This is a genomic window from Streptomyces sp. NPDC091292 (assembly GCF_044757265.1).
Lineage (GTDB): Bacteria > Actinomycetota > Actinomycetes > Streptomycetales > Streptomycetaceae > Streptomyces.
Genome location: NZ_JBIVUQ010000009.1, coordinates 94,573 through 115,112 on the forward strand (window position 1 = coordinate 94,573; position 20,540 = coordinate 115,112).

Sequence of the window (20,540 nt, forward strand, 5' to 3'; positions counted from 1 at the left end):
ATCGGTCGGGAGGGGGTCCCGTGACCGAGAAATCGACAGAACCGCCACATGAGAAGCCTGGGAAACCTGAGGGGCCTGAGGTGCCTGAGAAAACCGTCGCCCAGGGTGACGCGACCGTGGACACCGCGATGGACGACGGTGTGGCAGACGAGGGTACAAAAGACGACGATGCGATCGATGATGACGACGCGCTGGAGGACGGCGCGCCCGATGACGACGGTCCCGAGCACGACCTGAAGGTCACCGGCCCGGCCGTCGAGCCCTGGGTCGCCGATCTGCGGAGCGATCCGCCGAAGGCCATGCGCACCGCGACCCTGTGGGCGGTGCTCGCCACCGGAATCCTGAGCATGGCGCTGTTCGGCGACGGCATGGCGCTGAACCTGCTCCTTGTCGCCATCCCCGCGACCCTCGCCGCGTACTACGCCGCGCGACGCGGCGGCCGGCGCCCACGCCCCTGGACCCTCGTCTGGGGCGCCGGCGGCCTCGCCCTGCTCACCGTGCCCTCGCTGCGGGACGCCGGCTGGCCGTCCTTCCTCGCCGTCGCGACCGCCGTCGGACTGGGCTCACTGGCCCTCCACGGCTCCCGCACTTGGTCCGGCATCGTCCTCAGCCCGCTGGGCCTCGTCGACGCCCTGCCCCAAGGCATCGCCTGGGGCTGGCGCGGCCTGCGGGAACGTTCCGGCGACGCCTCCGGCAAAGTGGGACAGGGCCTGCGGGCCGTCGCCGTGACGGCGGTGCTGCTCTTGGTGTTCGGCGCCCTGTTCGCGGGAGCCGACGCGGCCTTCGCCGACCTGCTCGGCGGACTCGTCCCCGACGTATCCGGTGCCCAAGGGCCCTGGCGCGTGTTTCTGTTCGCGTTCGGCATCGTCTTCGCGCTGGCCGCCGCGCACGTCGCCGCGGCGCCCATCCACTGGGACGACATCGCGGTGGGGCCCGGCCGCGAGCGGGGCCGCGCCGAATGGGCCGTGCCACTGATCGTCCTCAACCTGCTGTTCGCTGTCTTCAACGCCGTCCAACTCGCCGTCCTCTTCGGCGGATACCAGGCCGTGCTCGACAGGACGGGCCTCACGTACTCGGCCTACGCCCGGCAGGGCTTCTGGCAACTTCTCCTGGCCACCCTGCTCACGCTGCTCGTCATCGTCTTCGCGCTCCGCTGGGCACCGCGCTCCGCCCCGGGTGACCGGACACTCGTCCGTGGTGTCCTGGGAACTCTCTGTGTCCTCACGCTCGTTGTCGTGGCATCGGCGGTACGGCGTATGGACATGTATGTGGAGGCGTATGGACTGACTCGACTGCGGATCTCCGTGGTCACCGCAGAGCTGTGGCTCGGGCTCGTCATCGTGCTGATCATGGCGGCCGGAGTATCCGGAGTATGGGGCGCCCGCTGGCTCCCGCGCGCCGTCGCCGCGAGCGCCGCCGTGGCTGTACTCGCCTTCGGTCTCCTGTCGCCCGACGCCCTCATCGCCGAGACCAACGTGGCGCGGTACGAGAAGACGCAGAAGTTCGACCTGGAGTACGCGGGCGATCTGTCGGCGGACGCGGTGCCCGCGTTGGACAAGCTGACCGAGCCGATGCGGTCGTGTGCCCTGCGCGAGATCGAGGGCGGCCTCGACCTGGACGACCGCCCCTGGTACGCAACGAGCCTCGGCGAGGCCCGAGCACGCCAAGTCCTGAAGGACCACCCGCCCCAGGCTTCGTACACGGAGTGTCTGGGGGTGGCGGAAGGGGCGGAGTATCGGTGAGCTGGGGCCTGGGGCCTGGGGCCTGGGGCCTGGGACCGGGGGCCTGGGACCGGTGGGGATGGGTGCCGTTCCGGGCGCCGGATCGGTCACGGGTCGAGGTTCGGTGTTCGGAGGCGGGGCGGGGTTGGATTCAGTGTTCGGGGGCGGGTGGGGTGGTGGAGGGGGGAGGGCCCCCGAGCCCTCCCCACCCATCGGCGCCTCAGCATCCGTCCCGGGCCCCCGGTCAGCCGCCCGCAGGCCCCGCCGTACCCGAGAGTGCCTCCAGGTCGCTCTTGCGGACCCTGATCACCAGGGCCGCGGTGAGCAGCGCCAGGACTGCCATCGCGACGGCCGGGACGAACGCCGTGGCGATGCCGTGCGACAGCACCTCGTGGCCCCAGGGCGCGGGCAGTTGCTGGGTCTTCGCGAACTCGGCCTTCTGCTCCGCTGACGCGTTGGCCATGAAGTCCGGGATCTGGTTCTTCGCCTCGTCCCGGGTCGCCGTACCGAACACCGTCGTGAGGATCGACAGGCCCAGCGAGCCGCCGACCTGCTGCGTCGTGTTCAGCAGGCCCGATGCCGCGCCCGCTTCGTGCGGGGCCACACCGGAGACCGCGGTCAGGGTGAGGGTCACGAAGTTCAGCCCCATGCCGAAGCCGAACAGCAGCATGGGTCCCAGTACCCCGCCGAGGTACGAGCTGTCGGGAGTGATGAACGTCTGCCAGCCGAGCCCCAGGACCACGATCGTCGAACCGGCAACCATGAACGGCTTCGGGCCGAGCACCGGCAGCAGCCGCTGCGACAGACCCGCACCGATGGCGATCGCGACCGTCACCGGCAGGAAGGCGAGACCGGCCTCGATCGGGGTGTACGAGAGGACGTTCTGCACGAACAGGACGATGAAGAAGAACATCCCGAACATCGCCGCGGCCAGGCTCAGCATGATCAGATACGTGCCGGAGCGGTTGCGGTCGGCGAACATCCTCAGTGGTGTGATCGGCTCCTTCGCGCGGCTCTCGACCAGGCCGAACGCCACAAGCAGCACCACCGCCGCGGCGAAGGAACCGAGCGTCAGACTGTCCCGCCAGCCCTCTTCCGACGCGCGGATGAATCCGTACACGAGAGACGCCATGCCCAGTGTGGACGTGAGGGCGCCCGCGATGTCGAAGCGTCCCGGATGGCGTTCGGACTCGGTGATGTAGAGCGGTGCGAGGACGGCGATCAGGATGCCGATCGGCACATTGACGAACAGGACCCAGCGCCAGTCGAGCCACTCGGTGAGCATCCCGCCGGCCAGCAGGCCGACCGCGCCGCCGCCCGCGGAGACCGCCGCGAACACACCGAACGCCCGGTTCCGCTCGGGGCCTTCGGGGAAGGTCGTGGTGATGAGGGCCAGCGCGGTGGGCGATGCTATCGCGCCGCCGACGCCCTGTAGGGCACGGGCCAGAAGCAGTTGCCAGGGCTCCTGGGCGAGGCCGCCGAGCAGGGAGGCGAAGGTGAACACGAGAATGCCGGCCATGAAGACCCGGCGGCGCCCCAGGATGTCACCGGCGCGACCGCCGAGCAGCAGCAGACCGCCGAAGGTGAGGGTGTACGCGCTCACGACCCAGGTGAGGTCGGTGGTGGAGAAGTTCAGCGCGTTCTGAATATGTGGCAGGGCTATGTTCACAATGGTGGCATCCAGGACCACCATGAGTTGGCAGGCCGCGATCACGGTCAGCGCGAGGCCGGGCCGCCCTTGACGCCGGGCGGCTCCGGGCTTTCGGTCGTGGGTCAACTGAGAGGTTGTCACTATGGGTCCCCCAGAAGTGCGTTAGTGAACGGATCCGTTCACTGTGTGCCTACGGTAGTGAGTCCCCGACAGTGAACGCAACCGTTCACTGAATACGCTGCTCGTAGGCCTCGCCAACGCACCCGCTCACGGTTCATCGGAGAATCAGAGATGAATACTTCGCGCTGGACGGCCGCCCCCGCACCGGCCCCCTCCGCATCGGCCGCTCCCGTATCGGCCGCTTCCGAACCGGCCGCCTCCGAATCGGCCCCTTCCGCACCCGCCCCCTCTGCATCGGCCGCTTCCGTATCGGCCCCTTCGGCCCCGGCCCCTTCCCCATCACCGACTTCCCCGCCACCGGTCTCCTCCCCGCCGGCCTCCGCCCGCCGACGCGGCGCCGTACTCGAACGAGCCATCCTCGAAGCCGCGCTGGAACAGCTCAGTACGGTCGGCTGGGGTGGCCTCACCATGGAAGGCGTCGCCGCCGGAGCCCAGACCGGCAAGGCCGCGATCTACCGCCGCTGGCCTTCCAAGGAGGACCTGGTGGCCGATGCGCTCCAGGCCGGACTCCCGGCGCTCCAGGACGCACCCGACACCGGCGGCGTCCGCGGGGACCTCCTGGAACTCTGCCGTCTGATGCGCGAGGCGATGTTCTCGCGCCCCGGATCCGCCCTCCGCTCCGTCCTTCACGAATGCGATGTCCCGGCGGCCGAACGCTTCCACGGCGTGATCTTCGAAGGCATCGTCCGGCCGGGCGTGGAACTCATCAGGGAAGTGCTCCGACGCGGAATCGACCGCGGAGAGGTGCGTCCCGGAGCGACCGCCGACTACGTCTGCGATGTCATCCCGGCGATGATGATGTACCGCTCGAAGGTGTGCGGAAGTGAATGGGGTGAGCGGGATCTTGAGGAGATGATCGATCAGGTCATGGTCCCGCTGGTCCGGTCACCGGCAGGCTGACGCGAGCGGTCCGGACCAGGGTGTCGGCGGGTGCCGGGAGCGGCGTAGGGTGACAGGCGTCATGGCATACGAAGCACCCACCCACACTGTCGAGCGCTCGATACGCGCCCTCACCGGAGCGAAGGTCATCGCGGGCGTCGACGAAGTGGGGCGCGGTGCCTGGGCCGGACCGGTCACGGTCTGCGCCGCGATCACCGGACTGCGCCGGCCGCCCGAAGGGCTCACGGACTCCAAGCTCATCCCTCGCGAGCGACGCGCGCCGCTCGCCGAGGAGTTGGAGGGCTGGGTCACCGCGCACGCCCTCGGTCACGCCTCGCACGAGGAGATCGACGACCTGGGCATGACGGCAGCCCTCCGGCTGGCCGCGATCCGTGCCCTGGAAGCCCTTCCCGTACGTCCCGACGCCGTCATCCTCGACGGCAAGCACGACTACCTCGGCACCCCTTGGCGTGTGCGCACGGTCATCAAGGGAGATCGTTCCTGCGTGGCCGTCGCCGCGGCGTCGGTGATCGCCAAAGTACGGCGCGACAAAATGATGGCCGAACTGGGTGTCGACCATGCAGACTTCGACTTTGCGGCCAATGCCGGGTATCCGTCACCGGTGCACCGGGCCGCCTTGGAGGAGCGGGGCCCCACCCCGTACCACCGGCTCACGTGGGCGTATCTTGATGCGCTGCCCCAGTGGCGGCATCTCAAGAAGGCCCGTAGTTGGGCGGACGGAGGCGTTCCGGAGATCGAGGGCCAGCTCGGCCTCGAATTCTGACGCTTTCGCTCGCACTCATGTGCCACCCGCCGGAGCGAGTCGCACCGGCGTTTGATAAAAATCAGCTCATGCCTCTCATTCCCGAGGAGCCTCAGATTCACGAGAGTGCCCAGGGTCCCCGCGCCACCCCGGCCAGTGGCCGTACCGCGCCGACCCCTCGCCCTGTACCCGGTCCGCGCCCCGCGGCTCCGCCGCGCCCCGGCCGGCCGGGTCCTCTCCGGCCCACGCCACCCGCGCAGCGCACGCCGCGCGAGCCGTCGGCCGCCAAGCCGGGTCCTGCCCCGGCCGCGACTCCCGCCGCCCCGGCGGAGTCGGCCCCCGTTGTCCCGAACCAGGCCGCCCCGACTGCTCCGGACCGGGCTGCCCCTGCCGTTCCGAACCAGGCTGCCGCGACACCGCAGATCCAGCTCGTCCCGGCCCCGGCCGATGGTGCGCTGGACGCCGCCGAGGAAGCCGTCGACCTGCTGCTCGACTCCGGTCGTGCCCCCGGGGAGATCCTGGTGGTCACCACCGGGGAGCAGCACCCGTGGGCCGCACACGAACTGTCCTTCGGCGACACCGCCTACTGGGCGCAGCACGACGCCGGTGACGACGTCTTCTACGCCGACGCGGCCGTCACCGGCCGGGCGACCGCCCGTCCCGTGGTGGTCGTCGCCGTCAACGGCGGTGGAGCCGCGGTGGGCACCGCCCTGCCGCTCGCCCTCACCAAGGCGAGCAGTCTCCTGATCGTCTGCGGCGACCCGGAGCGCATCAACTCGGTGCTGGGCGCCGGGGTCTGACCGGCCTCGGCGTGGTGCCGACGCCCGGGGCCCGTTCTCGGGCGCCGGGCGATGTGGGCTGCCCTGGTGTGTGCGCGCCGTCCCGAGTCGCAAGGGCAAGGATCACGCGCGGGGTCCAAGGATCACGTGCGGGGTCCAAGATCACGTGCGAGGTCGGAGACCCACCGGTTCCTTCGTACCTGTGCTGTCGCCCGGTGGCGCGGGGTCAGAGGGCGGCTGCGCGCCGCATCACGTCTGACGCCGCGCCTCCGGTACGCGGTGGCAGCGGCTCCACGTCGGCGACGTGGCTCGGCACCGACAGCGCGTTCGGCCGGCGTCCGCCCCGTCCCTCGCCCAGGACCTGCCAACCGTCCCGGGTCAGTGTGATGTACGCTCCGCAGCGCAGTCCGTGCAGCGTGCAGGCGTCCCGGAGCCCCCACATCCAGGCGCCGTCCTCCTCCGTCCACCGCGCGTCGCCGTCCCGGCAGTAGAGCAGTACGGCGGTACGGATCGGGGTCCTCCGCCGCAGATCGTGCGGGATCACCCGGCGCAACTGCGACAGCAGTGCGTTCCGCAGGACCCATCCGTCCGCCGCTGCGGGCCGCCGGGCGAACGACGCGCTCGCGCTCAGCCGCTCGTCGGGGTCCAGGACCGCGACGACGGCCGTGGTCGGAGTGGGGCGGTGCCGTGAGTGGAGCCCGCTGACGACCTCGCGCGGATTGCGGAGCAGCGGTATGCCGGCCGCGGCCCACTCGGCGGGTTCGAGCATCCGGGACAGGCGGTTGACGGGGTCGGCGGAGTGATCGGAACGGGTCGAGGACTCCGACATCGATGCCGCCGTGGACGGAGTGAATCCGAAGGTCACGGCCCTCCCTTCGGATACGCGCCCGCGCTGCGGACGGTGGGCGGACGTGGGGGCGCGCGCACCGCGGCACAGCCCGACCGGACCACGGACAAGCCGCAGGGGAGCCCTTCCAATTCTTCCCTTCGTACTGGCTTGCGGCAACGAGCAATTAGGACTGTCGACCGGTATCGGCTGATCCGTCGCCTATATCCCTCCCCGTGGTTGTCCCCGTCAGTTGCTTCTTCATCAGTAGCTTCTTCAGCGGCCCCGCGTCCCTCCCGCCGTGCACGTGGTACCCCGGTCCGCGCCCCTCTTGCCGTCCGCACACCCCTCCCGCTGTCCGCCTGTCTCCCGCTGTCCGTGTGCCTCCCGCCGTCCTCGTGTTCTCCCGCTGTCCGCGGACCCTCCCACCAGGCCGCGTGCCGTGCGTCACGGTGAGTGAATTGGCCGGTTGCCCTCACCATCGGGTTGCATGGGGACATGGACACCCTGAAGCTGCGCGCCGAAGCCGATGCCGTCCTCGCCGAGCTGGTGGGGGCCCCGGGAGGTTCGGCGCGGCTGCGGGAGGACCAGTGGCAGGCGGTGTCGGCCCTCGTCCAGGAGCGCCGGCGCGCGCTGGTGGTACAGCGCACCGGCTGGGGCAAATCGGCCGTGTACTTTGTCGCCACCGCTCTGCTGCGCCGCCGCGGCTCCGGGCCCACGGTGATCATTTCGCCGCTGCTGGCCCTGATGCGCAACCAGGTCGACTCGGCGGCACGGGCCGGCATCCAGGCGCGCACCATCAACTCGGCCAACCCGGAGGAGTGGGACACCATCTACGGGGAGGTCGAGCGCGGCGAGACCGACGTCCTCCTCGTCAGTCCGGAACGCCTCAATTCCGTTGATTTCCGCGATCAGGTGCTGCCCAAGCTGGCGGCCACGACCGGTCTGCTGGTGGTCGACGAGGCGCACTGCATCTCCGACTGGGGACACGACTTCCGCCCGGACTACCGTCGACTGCGCGCGATGCTCGCCGAGCTGCCCGAGGGTGTGCCGGTGCTGGCGACCACGGCGACCGCCAACGCCCGAGTCACCGCGGATGTCGCCGAGCAGCTGGGTACGGGGGCCGGCGAGGCCCTGGTGCTGCGCGGCCCGCTGGACAGGGAGAGCCTGCGGCTGGGCGTGGTCCAGCTGCCCGACGCCGCGCACCGCCTGGCCTGGCTCGCCGAACACCTGGGCGAGCTGCAGGGCTCCGGGATCATCTACACTCTCACCGTCGCAGCCGCCGAGGAAGCCACCGCCTTCCTGCGGCAGAGCGGCTTCACCGTCGCCTCGTACACCGGGAAGACGGAGAACGCCGACCGGCTCCAGGCCGAGGTCGACCTGCAGGAGAACCGGGTCAAGGCGCTGGTCGCGACGTCGGCCCTGGGGATGGGCTTCGACAAGCCTGACTTGGGGTTCGTGGTGCACCTGGGGTCTCCTTCGTCTCCGATCGCGTACTACCAGCAGGTGGGGCGTGCCGGGCGTGGTGTTGCCCATGCCGATGTGCTCTTGCTGCCGGGCAAGGAGGACGAGGCCATCTGGCGCTACTTCACCGACAGTGCCTTCCCGCCCGAGGCGCAGGTGCGGCAGACGCTGTCGGCCCTGGGCGGCGCGGGACGGCCGCTGTCCGTGCCGGCGCTGGAGGCGTCGGTGGATCTTCGGCGTACTCGGCTGGAAACCATGCTCAAGGTCCTTGATGTCGATGGTGCGGTCAGGCGGGTGAAGGGCGGCTGGACGGCTACGGGGGCCGACTGGGTGTACGACTCCGAGCGGTATGCCTGGGTCGCTCGGCAGAGGGCGGCCGAGCAGCAGGCAATGCGTGACTATGTGAGAACGTCCGGTTGCCGGATGGAGTTCCTGCGGCGGCAGTTGGATGACGAAGGGGCGGCGCCGTGCGGCCGTTGCGACAACTGCGCGGGCGTCTGGGCCGATTCGTCCGTCTCGGCGGAGACGCTCACGGGGGCGACGAAGGAACTGGACCGCCCTGGTGTGGAGGTCGAGCCGCGCCGGATGTGGCCTACGGGCATGCCCGCACTGGGCATCGACCTCAAGGGACGTATCCCGGCCAAGGAACAGTGCTCGACCGGGCGGGCCCTGGGGCGGCTGTCGGACATCGGCTGGGGCAACAGGCTGCGCCCGCTGCTGGCCGAGAACGCCCCCGACGGGCCGGTCCCCGACGATGTCCTGCGGGCCGCGGTGGCGGTCCTCGCCGATTGGGCGCGCTCTTCGGGCGGCTGGGCGTCGAAGGCACCGGACGCCTCTGACCGGCCGGTGGGAGTCGTCGCCGTGCCGTCGCTGTCCCGCCCGCACCTGGTCGGCTCGCTCGCCGAGGGAATCGCGACCGTCGGGAGGCTCCCCTTCCTGGGCACCCTGACGTACACCGGGCCCGGCGAGGGGCGGGCGGCACGCAACAGCAACTCCGCGCAACGACTCAGGGCGCTTTCCGGCACGTTGGCCGTGCCGGAGGAACTGGCAGGTGCGCTGGACCGAACTCCCGGGTCCGTTCTGCTGGTGGACGACTACACCGAGTCCGGCTGGACCCTCGCAGTCGCCGCCCGGCTGCTTCGCCGGGCGGGCAGCGGAGAGGTTCTGCCGCTGGTCCTCGCGGCGGCGAGTTGAGCTTTCCCGTGTTGGGGTACGGGAGTTCTGGCGTACGGACTTTCTGGCGTACTGGAGTTCTGGCGTACGGGAATCTTGAGGTGCGGGAGTTCCGGGGTACGGGAATCTTGGGCCACGGAATCCTGGCCCTGGCGAGCAGAAGCTCGCGCCGCGTCGCGTACCGCCGTTTCTCAGGACTCCGCCTTCGTTTCCTAGGAAACCGGCTTGGTGAGGCCGCCGAGGAATTCGCGGTACTCGACGATCCGCCCTTCCTCGTCGATGCGGTGCAGAACCGTGGTGAGCAGCCCTTTGTACGGCTTGCCGCGCAGGATGCCCTCGCCGTGATTGCAGGCCACGACCCATGAGCCGTCGTACAGCCGCAAATCCTCACCCGTCGTGGTGAGGCGGCCGGCCTCGAACATCGCGCGCCAGCGGTCGCGGTACTCGACGGCTTCCGCACCCGACCAGCGGCCGGTCAGAGGTGGCGAGGGGAACTCGAACGTGAAGTCGTCCGCGTACAAGGCGAAGTATTCGTCCCACGCGCCCTCGGTCCACGCCCTGCCGAACGCGTCCACTACGTTGTCGAGTTCCGCCCGGCGGTTCATGGTTTCTCTCCCTCGCTGTGGGATGGCATGCGTCGAGGGTAGGGGCGCCGGCGCCGTGGACCGGTCCTTGATCCTGTTGGCGTCTGCACCGGCATGGGGTGCACCCGTCATGGTGCGGAAGGCGTCCATGATTCCATGCGTTCAGCGCATACCGGGTGTGCCGAAGTATCGCTGGCCTCATGCCCGTAAGGCTTCTAGGCTGACGCTACGGATGAGGCGATACGGGGCGGAGCGGCCCCAAATGTAAGCCCGCGTGCGAGCTGTGTGCGAGGCCATTTCGACGCGTTTTCCGAATCCGTTGTAAAGGCTTCGGAACGCCGACGCCGGAACCGAAATGCCATCCCCGCGGGCGTCCGAATCGAGGTTCCTCATGACCGATCTGGTACAGCGCGACGATCTCGGTGCCTTTCTCCGCGCCCGCCGGGAAGCCACCGATCCGGTGTCGGCCGGTTTCCGGCCGGGGGCGCGGCGCCGCACGCCCGGACTCAGACGAGAGGAGACCGCCCAACTGGCCGGTCTCAGCGTCACTTGGTACACGTGGATTGAACAGGGCCGTGACATCAGCGTGAGCCGACAAGTCATCGAAAGCCTGGCGAACGCGCTTCAGTTGTCCCCACCGGAACGCACCCACCTCTTCACACTGGCCGGACTCGCGCTGCCGCCTCCCGCGCCGCGCCCCCGGAAGGTCGATCCCGTACTGAGTCGACTCGTTCAGGAGTTGCAGCCCCGGCCCGCCTACGTAATGAACTCCTGGTGGGACCTGCTGGTGTACAACCACAGCTACGCCGAACTGCTCGGCGGAATGAACCGGCGGCCCGAGGGCGAACGGAACATTCTGTGGATCACCTTCATCGAATCGCGGGGCTCCGGGCTCTTCGTGAATTGGCCGGCCGAAGCACGTGCTCTGGTCGGCCAATTCCGGGCGATGCGCGCGCAGTACCCCGATGATCCTCGGGGAACCGAACTCCTCGCTTCGCTGCGGGCTGCCTCCGAGACATTCTGCGAACTGTGGGACGAGCGGACGGTCAGCGGATTCACCTCGTCCCGCAAAGAACTGCGGCACCCACGGCACGGCCGTATCGAACTGGATTACCTGAAACTCGCCGACGCCCACGACGAGCAACAGTCGCTGATTGTCTTCCTGCCCGCGGAGAACACCGTCCCAGGGCGAGAATGAGGACGAGGGTGAGTTTCGCTGACAGTGGCGGATATTCGTGCTATTCAGCCGACCCCTGAAAGCATTCGAAGATATTCCCGTCAGGGTCCCGAACGATGGTGCGCATCCCGCCGCCCGTCGCCACCGGACCGTCGATCACCGACCCGCCCTCCCTCAGGAACACGTCGACCGCCGCGGAGAGGTCGTTGACGTGCAGGGTCGCCTCGCGCCGGAACCTCTCCAGGGTTTCGTCATCACCTTCGATCAACAGGAAAGGACCCACGACCGCCAGGCGGAGACCGGGAAATTCGAGCACGGAAGCGTCGCCTACCCCGGTGAGCCCTGTGTACAGCGGCAGGGCGTCCTTGATGCTGGAAACTTCAATACGGGCGGAAATCGATTCGATGAGATTGTTCATGGGTCCAGACTAGATACACCCGTCCTCGCACTCAATGCCTTATCCGGGTGGCAATGACACCAGCTTCACCAAGGGGTTTCGCGGGGTATTCGGGTGCTCTTGGCACCGGCATAAGCAACACCCAATCAAAGACGTGCGGACCTTTCCCCCTGCGTGCATTCTGGTGAGCGACAACAGATGACACGGAAACGTGGAAACGTAGAACACGCAATACGTAGAACGCTCAAAACGCAGAGCGCGCAAAACGTAGAGCGCGGGAACGCGAAACGCGGAAGTACCGAGGAGGAGATCATGACTCACGGACCGCGCGTCGCCCTGGTCACCGGGGCGACCCAGGGCCTCGGCCTGGCACTGGTGAAGGGCTTGGCCAGGCGCCTCGACGCCGACGACGTCGTATACGCCACAGGCCGCGACCGTGCCCGGCTCGACGCGACCACCACCGAACTCGCGGGCGCCGGGCCCGAGGTGAGAGCCGAACCATTCGACGTGGCTGCCCCCGAGCGAGCGGAGGAACTGGCTGCCACCCTGGCCGAGCGCCACGGCGGCATCGACATCGTCTACAACAACGCCGTGATGCGGGTCGGCCCGGACGACGACCCCCGCGCCATCGTCACCCCCTACGCGGACGTCAACAACTTCGCCACCACGCGCGTGCTACGGGCGTTCGCCCCCCGGCTCCGGGACAGCGGCCGACTGATCGTCGTGGCCAGCTCGCTGGGCACCCTGTCCTACCTCGCGCCCGTCCTGCACAGCCGGTTCGACAACCTCGCGACGCTGGACGACGTGGACCGCGCCGTGGCCGCGTGGCGCGACGCGGTGCTGGACGGCAGCGCCTTCAGCGGCCCCTGGCCGGCTTTCGTCAACATCCCGTCCAAGATCGGCCAGGTGGCGGCCGTCCGCACCCTTGCGAAACAGCGGCGCGACGAGGACCTGGCCCGCGATGTGCTGATCGCATCGGTCTGCCCCGGGATGATGAACACACCCACGTCACAGGTGTGGTGGGACGTGAGCGACGCGCCGACTCCGGACGAGGCTGCCGTGTCCCTGCTCGACCTCGCGCTGAAGCCGGTGAACCCTGCCCAGTACGGCGAATTGGTGCGCGAAGGCCAGATCCTGCCGTGGCACCCGGTCGCCGCCTGATCACGCCGGGCGTGCCCAGCCGTCCGGGTCGCCCGCCCACGCACCCCGATCCACGACTCGCGTGAAGGAACGCCACCGTGACCAGCGCTCTCAAGCAAGCCATCGCGGCCAACATCCCGCTCGTCGTCCCCAGCGTCTACGACGGCATCTCCGCCCTCCTCGTCCGTGAACTGGGCTTCCAGGCCGCGTACGTGGGAAGTTACGCCACCGGTGCCACCAAGTACGGTCTGCCCGACATCGGCTACATCGGCCTGGAGGACATGGCCGACCAGGTCCGCCGACTCGCCCCGATCGTGGACGTACCGGTCGTGGTGGACGGCGAGGGAGGCTGGGGCAACCCTCTGCACGTCGCCCACGCCGTACGTGTCCTGGAACGCGCCGGTGCAGCCGCCACCCATATCGAGGACCACATCTTCGGCAAGCACATCAAGCCGGACCCCGAACTGGAGACCGTCCAGCAGACGGCCGACAAGATCAAGGCCGCCGTCGACGCCCGCTCTTCCGAAGACTTCATGATCATCGGCCGCACCGACGCCTCCAAGCGCGGAGCCGCCTCCGCCGATGGCCCGGCCGCCGCAGTCGAACGGTTGCTCGCGTACCAAGAGGCGGGAGCCGACGGGCTGTTCATCGCCGGCCGCCTTGACGACGCGCACTGGGCGCTCCTGAAGAGTGAAGCCAAGGTACCGGTCTTCACCGTCGACTTCCCTCAGCGCAGTGCCGCCGAGGTCGGCTCGTGGGGAGCGGACGTCATCCTGTACCGGGCGCTCGGCCCCTTCGCGGCGGCCCACGCCATGCGCCACGCCTTCGACACTCTGGCGCGCGAAGGCTCGACCGCAGGCATCGAGACGGAGCTGGGCACCATGCCTGACTTCGACACCTTCCTCGGCATCGAGCGGGCCCGCGCGGACGCGCGCGCTTACGGCCTGCTCGACTGACGCCTCGCCGGAGGTGCAGACCGGCGGACTCCGACTCCCGACGACCACCCGCCCGGCTTCCCACCACGTCTCAGGCTCCTACCAGCCTCTCAGGCGCTCCTATCTGCCCCCCAATGTGCCCCCTTCGCGCCCCCTTCCCCCTCGCTTCCCAGACATCCAGATCGGCGAAGCCATGACCTCCACCGCTGCACTTCCCACCCTCTTTCACGGCGCCCGCGTCATCACGGGCGACGGACGGACAGTGATTCACGACGCCGGCATCCTGGTGGACGACGGGCTGATCACCGAGATCGGCCCGCAGGCGTCGCTCCGCATCCCCGCCCACGCTCACCGTGTCGACCTGCGCGGAAAGACCGTCATGCCGACGATCGTCAATCCGCACGGCCACATCGGCTACCTCCGCGGCGCCACGGTCTCCAAGAACAACTACTCACGCGAAAACGTGCTCGACCACCTCCACCGCCTCGCCTACTACGGCATCAGCGTCTTCCAATCCCTCGGCACCGACCGCGGCGACGTGGAGATCACCCTGCGCGACGCACAGCGGTCCGGCGAACTCGACGACCCCGAACTGCCCCTCCTTTTCACAGCGGGCACCGGCATCGTGGCGCCGACCCCCGGTTCGATCAACGGCGGCCCCTACTTCGCCACCGACGTCGTGCACGAGGTGGCCACCGCCGACGAGGCCCGGACCACCGTGCGCGTACTCGCCCGCAAGCGGCCCGACGCCATCAAGTTCTGGGTGGACGACCGCTGGGGCACGAAGAACAAGCTCACCCCCGATGTGTACGCCGCCACCATCGAGGAGGCCCACCGCCTCGGTTACCTCGCCATCGCGCACATCTTCGAACTGGACGACGCCAAAGGCGTCCTACGGGCCGGCGTCGACGGCATCGCCCACATGGTCCGCGCCCCCGGCCCCGACGCCGAACTGACAGCGCTGCTGCAACGGGACAACGTCTTCGCCTTCACCTCCATGGGCATCCAGCGCACCGCCTACGACGACAGCGGCTGGCTGGACGAGCCCGCGCTCGTGGAAACCGTGTCCAAGAAGACGCGCACCGAGGTCCGCGACCGCATCGCCTCCATCGCCCCCGCATCCGCGGCTGCCGGCCGAGCTGCCTACGCCGTCCTGGAAGCAAGCCTGCGGGACCTACGTCGAGGGCGGAGTCCGCGTCCTGCTGTCGGCCGACACCGGCGCGCGCACCCAGTTCTTCGGCATCGCCGAGCACCGCGAGATCGAATCGATGGCGCGCGCCGGGATGCCCGTGCTCAAGGCGATCCGGTCGGCGACCCAACTGCCGGCCGAAGTGCTCGGGCTGCCCGACCGCGGCACCCTCGAACCGGGCAAACGGGCCGACCTACTGGTCCTCGACAAGAACCCCTTGGACGACATCGCCCACACCCGCGAGATCTCCGCCGTCTATTTCGCGGGCCACGCCGTCGACCGGCAGCGGCTGCGCGCTCGATGGGCCGTTGAGGCGGACGATTGACCCGCTGGGCCAGGCCACCCCCAATCCTCTTACGAGGACATAGGACCGACCTGTGCAGACGCGGAAGTGGGTATTCGGGAGCAGCACGGAATGCCGTCATGGAACGGAATGCCGCTATGGAAGCGGTGATGGAAGCTCTGGTGACCTGCGGCGACTCGCGACACGTCGAGCCGTTCTCCACGGGGGCCGACCGATTTCCCGAACGGGTCTGCGGTGTTCATGGCTCCCATGGAACCTGATGGGTCGGACATCACGCGACCGAGCACTCCAACCTGTGGAAAACCCCTGTCGTGTCCCTGACTTGGGTTATCCACAGGGCAAACCGAAACCCCTTGTTCCGGTGCATGGTCGCTCCATGACGAATCACAACGAAGCAGCGGGATCCCCGGACGACGGGCCTTTCGACCACGAATCCGCTCGGACGAACTCTGCCCCACACGAATCCGCACCACCGGGAGCCGCGGGACTCGGATCGGTGGCGCACCGGCCCTCCGGCGGGGACATTCCTCTCCACCATGGTGGTGGCGGAGATGCCGCGCGGCCCGGCGTCCCGATCGGCCCGTCCGGTCACCAGGAGCAGGTCACCCTGCGCTCGCCGTCAGAGCTGGCGGACGCGCTGCCGTATCTGCTCGGCTACCGACCCGAGGACAGCATCGTGCTCGTAGCCGTGCACGATCGGAATGGGCAGGGAGGATTCGGCGGGCGTGCGCGGCTCGGCATTCCGGACCGTGCCGACGACTGGCCGTCCGTCGCCGAACAACTCGCTCAGGTCCTGGTGAGCGGCAGCGAGCGCAGGGGCGCCAAACCCGAGGCCATCGTGGCCTTCCTCTGCCAGGATCCGGTACGGGGAGGGGACGGCCGCCACCTGGAGGACGGTCGGCGTGTCATGGAGCGACTCCGTCCCCTCGCCCACTCCCTGCGCATTGCGTGTGGCGGCCTCGACGTGCCGGTGATCGAGGCGCTGTGCCTCTCGGACGGCCGCTTCTGGTCCTACTGCTGTCCGGGCGACCGATGTTGTCCACCCGAGGGTGTGCCGATGGGACTGCCCGGTACCTCGGTACTGGCGGCAGCCGCCACGTACGCGGGTCTTCAAGTACGGGGCTCGCTCAAGGAGTTCCGGGCCAGGCTCACACCCTGGGAGAGCGCGGCGGCACTGGAGCAGCAATCCGCCCTCGACGCCGCGGGCATGGCATTGGTGCCCCGCATGCTGGACGCCGAGGGGCGCGATGACGTGGCCGTCGAGACCCTCGACCTCGCCCGGCGGATCATGAACCGACTCGCCGCCGCACCGCCTGCCGTGGGCACCGGAGTCGGTCCGTCGGACCGCCGGGACGACGAACTCGTGGCTCATGACGAGGCCGCTGCCCTGATTCTCGGCCTCCAGGACCGGGTGACCCGTGACCGCGCGGCGGAGTGGGTGGAGGACGGCGAGGCACCTTCCGCGCTCAGGCTGTGGCGCGCGCTGGCCCGCCGATGCGTGGGCCCGTACGGGGAGCACGCCGCGGCACCCCTGACGCTCGCGGGTTGGGTGGCATGGTCGACGGGGGACGAGCTGGAGGGCCGTGAGGCGCTCGCCATGGCCTTGGGTGCGGACTCCACGTATCTGTTCGCCCAACTTCTGCACACGGCGTGCAATGAGGGCCTGGACCCGCAGGCGATCCGGGAGTGCTTCAGCAAGGGAAGGGACGAGTGCGAAGCGGCGGTGCTCACGGCGAGTGCGGACGGCTCTGATGTATCAGGACCGGACACGGCGGCGGCCGATCCCGCCCCTCTCAAGCACATGCCTGCCGACGTGACGCCTGCCGATCCTATGCCGCTGCTGTCCGCTCCGACTTCCCCGGCTTCGGCGCCTCTGCCGTCCGCGAGTCGCCGGTCGTCAGAGGGCACGCTGCTGCGGCGACGCCGACCGCGAACACCCGCTCGTGACGGGGCGAACGGAGTCAACGCAGAGCGTTCGAGCGGTCGTCCCCGGCCCCCTCGCCGAAGCGACCGGCGCGGGCCAAGGAGCGATCGGTGAGGCCCGGAGGAGAGGGCATCGGGGCGCATCTCGCCCTGAGTGCGAGCGGGCGGCCGGTGCGACAGGGAGTCCGGTCACTCCTGCCCCTCCTGCACCTGTCACAGCCGTCCGGACATTCGTATCCGCGCGATCCGGATGGCCCGTCCCTGACGGCCGCTCGGGGTGCGGGCGTGACTTGGGCGGGGCGAGCACCGTTCACCTGGATGGCGGCGCTGGTGACCAGGCTCCGCCGTCACCTCGACGCCCAGTTCACCGCGCCTGGACCTGCGGGACTGGGACCGCCCACCGCTTTCGGAAAGCGCGGAGCAAGACACCTCATGTTTCCATCCGCCTCATCGTCGGACCCCGGAAGCGGGCGTCGGCCCGTAGCGGGCACCGGCGACGCGCCAAGGCCTCCAGAGCACCGGTCGGACGTCCCGCTGCCCCGGCCGCCCACTGCCGTTCCCAACCGCCCGGCGGATCTGCCTCCCACTCACAGGGCCCTGATCTGCGTGGCTCTGCCCGGTCTGGTGATCTCGACGGAACAGGGACAGCTGACGGGCAGTGGCCTGGAAGGTTTCTACCGGTCGGGCCGCCGACTGCTCTCGCGATGCGTGCTGAGGGTGGCGGGCAGGGAGCCGCTGGCCGTGCAGGCCCGCATGGTGTCGGCCGACCGCGCGCGATTCGTGGCCACGGTACGTGCTTCGGCGGACGCGGGCCCGGACCCGGACGTCGTGGTCGAGCGCACCCGTCACGCCGACGGCACAGAACACATCACGCTGCGCAGCGCCGCTGCCCGAAGCCTGCGCCTGCCGGTGGAGGTCTCGCTGGGTACGGACCTGGCGGACCTGGGTGCGGTGGCCGCCGGCAGGGCGGGGCCCGACCTGCCGGCCTACGTCCACGATTCCGGCATGCGCTGGTCCTCGCCCACCGGGCTCCACGCCGTGGTCGCGGCCGACCCGCCACCGCTCGACGCTCTCGGAGCGGCGGGCCTGCTGCGCTGGGAGGTCGAACTACCGCCGGGTGGAAGCCGAAGCATCGAACTCCGGGTCAGACTTCAAGGAGCGAGACAGAACGCGTACCCAGGTTCCGGTGCGTCCGGTGCGTCCGGTGCCTTCGAGGCCCGAGCCGAGGGGGACGACCCACGCGTACAAGCCCTGCTGAACACCTCCGTTGCCGACCTCCGGGGTCTCCTCCTCCGGGATCCGGAGCACCCTTCAGATCTGTACGCGGCGGCGGGCGCGCCCTGGCGCTGTGGTCTGGCACCCGCCGAAGCCCTGGCGGCAGCCCGCATGCTGCTGCCGCTGGGTACCCGCCTCGCCCTCGGCACGCTGAGGACCCTTGCCCGTACCCAACGGCAGGGCAAGGGTCCGGCGGCCGGAATGATCCCCGGGCCGCTGAGGGACGCGGGACCTCATCTGCCGCCAGGGAGCACCGGGATCGAAGCAACACTCCAGTTCCCCGTCCTCCTCGCCGAGGCACGCAGGTGGGGTCTCGCGGAACAGGACATCGCATACCTGTCGCCGGTGGCGGAGCGATGCCTGCGTTGGCTGCGCGAGACAGTGGGCGACGGCATATACCTCGCCGATTCACGCCCAGGCGGTCCGATACGGGCCGAGACCCAGGCCCACGCCCACCGGGCCGCGGTACTCGGCGCCGATCTCCTGGACGCCGAAGGCCGCCCCGGCGCCGGCGGACTCAGGCAGTGGGCGACCCAGCTCCGCGCCGCCTTCCGCGAGGACTTCTGGGTGGAGGACAGAAGGGGCGGGCGACCAGCGTGCGCGCGTCACGACGACGGCCGCCCCGTCCCGTACCTGGGCAGCGGCGCCGCGCATCTCCTCGACACCGGGTTGCTCGGAGCTGGCGAGTTCGCCCCGGGGCTGCTCGACAAAGCACAGACGGAACAGGTGGCCCGGTTGCTCGGGGGACGCGCCATGGACTCGGGATGGGGACTGCGCAGCCTGGGGGAGGGGGAACTGGCGTACAACCCCTTCGGCCACCGCGGCGGTGCGGTACGCGTGTACGAGACGGCCGTGGCCGTCTCCGGTCTGGCCGCCGCCGGATTCGAGAGGGAGGCGAGCGGGCTCCTGAGAGGGGTGCTGGCAGCCGCCGAGGCCTTCGACTTCAGGCTGCCTGAGATGTACGCGGGGGAACGGCGTACGGACGGGAGCGTTCCGCTGCCCCACCCGGCCGCGTGCCGACCGGCGGCTGTTGCGGCTGCCGCCGGGATCCAGCTCCTCACCCGGCTCGCCGGGATCCGCCCCGACGCGCCCGGGGGCATGGTGACGCTTCGCCCGGTCCGCGGTGCCCCCCTTGGAGAGATTGGGTTCACGGGCCTGCGCGTCGCGGGCGCACCGTTCTCGGTGCGGGTCACGAGGCTGGGCCTGGCGATGGTCGAGGAGGCGGCCGAAGGGCTGCAACTGGGGGCGTGACCGGCTTGTCCCAGGACGGGCGGGAGGTTGCGCGGCACCGGTCGGCCGCACGGGAAGTCTGGGGGAAAGCCCAGGAGAAAGTACACGTCAGGAGAGAGCGAAGGGAGTGTTTATCGTCAGGAAGACGACTAAGATCGCGGCATGTCGCCCTACGACCCGTCAGCCTTTCCACCGTTCGCTGTCACCGTCGATCTGGTGGTGCTGACCGTGCGCCGCCATGCGTTGTGCGCGTTGGCGGTCCGGCGCGGTGAGGCACCGTTCCAGGGACGGTGGGCGCTCCCCGGAGGGTTCGTACGGGTCGACGAGGACCTGTCGGTCGCGGCGGCTCGCGAGCTTGTGGAGGAGACGGGACTCTGTGCTCACGACCCGTCGGCCCCGGCGCAGGCCAACGGGGCACACCTGGAGCAGCTCGCCACCTACGGCGATCCGCAGCGCGATCCGAGGATGCGGGTGGTCAGCGTCGCGCACCTCGCCCTTGCCCCCGACCTGCCGGCACCGAGGGCCGGTGGCGACGCGAACAGCGCCCGGTGGGCTCCGGTGGAGGCGCTCCTCAACCAGGGCGGCTACGGTCGCGAAGGCGAGCAGGCGGCACCCCTCGCCTTCGACCACGCGCAGATCCTGACGGACGGGGTGGAACGGGCCCGTTCGAAGATCGAGTACTCGTCGCTGGCCACGGCGTTCTGCCCGCCGGAGTTCACGGTCGGTGAGTTGCGGCGGGTGTACGAGGCGGTGTGGGGCGTGGCGCTCGACCCGCGCAACTTCCACCGCAAGGTGACCGGGACGCCAGGGTTCCTCGTGCCCAGTGGAGGGACCACCACGCGCCAGGGCGGCCGACCCGCACAGCTGTTCAGGGCGGGCGGGGCGACCCTGCTGAACCCGCCCATGCTGCGGCCCGAAGTCTGAGGGCGGACGGGCCGGCTCACGGGGAT

The 20,540-nt window shown here is 69.7% G+C and carries 16 protein-coding genes; 12 read left to right on the top strand and 4 right to left on the bottom strand.

Going from position 1 to position 20,540, the window contains the following annotated elements:
• The first annotated feature begins 299 nt into the window (after positions 1–299).
• Positions 300–1,742 (top strand): DUF4153 domain-containing protein, encoded by a 1,443-nt coding sequence (locus tag ACIQNU_RS24510; protein WP_401370532.1) that lies wholly within the window; start codon positions 300–302, stop codon positions 1,740–1,742.
• Between the two features lie 223 nt (positions 1,743–1,965).
• Here ACIQNU_RS24510 and ACIQNU_RS24515 read toward each other — a convergent pair whose 3' ends face one another.
• A complete protein-coding gene (locus ACIQNU_RS24515) occupies positions 1,966–3,513 on the bottom strand; it encodes an MFS transporter (protein WP_401370143.1) in 1,548 nt (515 codons plus the stop codon).
• Between the two features lie 393 nt (positions 3,514–3,906).
• Between ACIQNU_RS24515 and ACIQNU_RS24520 the strand changes: the two genes are divergently transcribed.
• From ACIQNU_RS24520 to ACIQNU_RS24530, 3 genes are all read left to right on the top strand, one after another.
• Positions 3,907–4,452, top strand: coding sequence for a TetR/AcrR family transcriptional regulator (locus ACIQNU_RS24520; protein ID WP_401370534.1), 546 nt, complete (start codon positions 3,907–3,909; stop codon positions 4,450–4,452).
• A gap of 61 nt (positions 4,453–4,513) precedes the next feature.
• Complete coding sequence (locus ACIQNU_RS24525; protein WP_401370145.1) at positions 4,514–5,215, top strand: ribonuclease HII; 702 nt, start codon at positions 4,514–4,516, stop codon at positions 5,213–5,215.
• A 68-nt stretch (positions 5,216–5,283) separates the two neighbouring features.
• Positions 5,284–5,994 carry a hypothetical protein gene (locus ACIQNU_RS24530; protein ID WP_401370148.1) on the top strand — a complete coding sequence of 237 codons (711 nt, stop codon included), beginning with the start codon at positions 5,284–5,286 and terminating at the stop codon, positions 5,992–5,994.
• A 205-nt stretch (positions 5,995–6,199) separates the two neighbouring features.
• Here the strand turns inward: ACIQNU_RS24530 and ACIQNU_RS24535 are convergent, their stop codons facing one another.
• A complete protein-coding gene (locus ACIQNU_RS24535; RefSeq protein WP_401370151.1) occupies positions 6,200–6,838 on the bottom strand; it encodes a hypothetical protein in 639 nt (212 codons plus the stop codon).
• Positions 6,839–7,297: 459 nt separating this feature from the next.
• Between ACIQNU_RS24535 and ACIQNU_RS24540 the strand changes: the two genes are divergently transcribed.
• Positions 7,298–9,457, top strand: a complete 2,160-nt coding sequence (locus tag ACIQNU_RS24540) for a RecQ family ATP-dependent DNA helicase (protein ID WP_401370154.1) — start codon at positions 7,298–7,300, stop codon at positions 9,455–9,457.
• Positions 9,458–9,648: 191 nt separating this feature from the next.
• Here the strand turns inward: ACIQNU_RS24540 and ACIQNU_RS24545 are convergent, their stop codons facing one another.
• Complete coding sequence (locus ACIQNU_RS24545) at positions 9,649–10,041, bottom strand: nuclear transport factor 2 family protein (protein WP_401370157.1); 393 nt, start codon at positions 10,039–10,041, stop codon at positions 9,649–9,651.
• 370 nt (positions 10,042–10,411) lie between these two features.
• On the opposite strand from ACIQNU_RS24545, the gene ACIQNU_RS24550 reads away from it, so the two are divergent.
• Positions 10,412–11,218, top strand: a complete 807-nt coding sequence (locus ACIQNU_RS24550; protein ID WP_401370160.1) for a helix-turn-helix transcriptional regulator — start codon at positions 10,412–10,414, stop codon at positions 11,216–11,218.
• A gap of 40 nt (positions 11,219–11,258) precedes the next feature.
• Here ACIQNU_RS24550 and ACIQNU_RS24555 read toward each other — a convergent pair whose 3' ends face one another.
• The gene (locus ACIQNU_RS24555) at positions 11,259–11,615 is read right to left on the bottom strand and encodes a VOC family protein (protein WP_401370163.1); all 357 of its coding nucleotides are present in this window, start codon (positions 11,613–11,615) and stop codon (positions 11,259–11,261) included.
• A gap of 291 nt (positions 11,616–11,906) precedes the next feature.
• Between ACIQNU_RS24555 and ACIQNU_RS24560 the strand changes: the two genes are divergently transcribed.
• The 6 genes from ACIQNU_RS24560 (at position 11,907) to ACIQNU_RS24585 (ending at position 20,514) form a co-directional block, all read left to right on the top strand.
• The gene (locus tag ACIQNU_RS24560) at positions 11,907–12,755 is read left to right on the top strand and encodes an SDR family NAD(P)-dependent oxidoreductase (RefSeq protein ID WP_401370166.1); all 849 of its coding nucleotides are present in this window, start codon (positions 11,907–11,909) and stop codon (positions 12,753–12,755) included.
• Between the two features lie 77 nt (positions 12,756–12,832).
• Positions 12,833–13,690 (top strand): oxaloacetate decarboxylase, encoded by an 858-nt coding sequence (locus tag ACIQNU_RS24565; protein WP_401370169.1) that lies wholly within the window; start codon positions 12,833–12,835, stop codon positions 13,688–13,690.
• Positions 13,691–14,871: 1,181 nt separating this feature from the next.
• The gene (locus ACIQNU_RS24570; RefSeq protein ID WP_401370535.1) at positions 14,872–15,183 is read left to right on the top strand and encodes an amidohydrolase family protein; all 312 of its coding nucleotides are present in this window, start codon (positions 14,872–14,874) and stop codon (positions 15,181–15,183) included.
• A gap of 475 nt (positions 15,184–15,658) precedes the next feature.
• Positions 15,659–17,200, top strand: a complete 1,542-nt coding sequence (locus ACIQNU_RS24575) for a DUF4192 domain-containing protein (protein ID WP_401370172.1) — start codon at positions 15,659–15,661, stop codon at positions 17,198–17,200.
• Between the two features lie 491 nt (positions 17,201–17,691).
• Complete coding sequence (locus tag ACIQNU_RS24580; protein ID WP_401370175.1) at positions 17,692–19,611, top strand: glycogen debranching N-terminal domain-containing protein; 1,920 nt, start codon at positions 17,692–17,694, stop codon at positions 19,609–19,611.
• Between the two features lie 141 nt (positions 19,612–19,752).
• Positions 19,753–20,514 (top strand): NUDIX domain-containing protein, encoded by a 762-nt coding sequence (locus ACIQNU_RS24585; protein WP_401370178.1) that lies wholly within the window; start codon positions 19,753–19,755, stop codon positions 20,512–20,514.
• Positions 20,515–20,540: the final 26 nt, after the last annotated feature.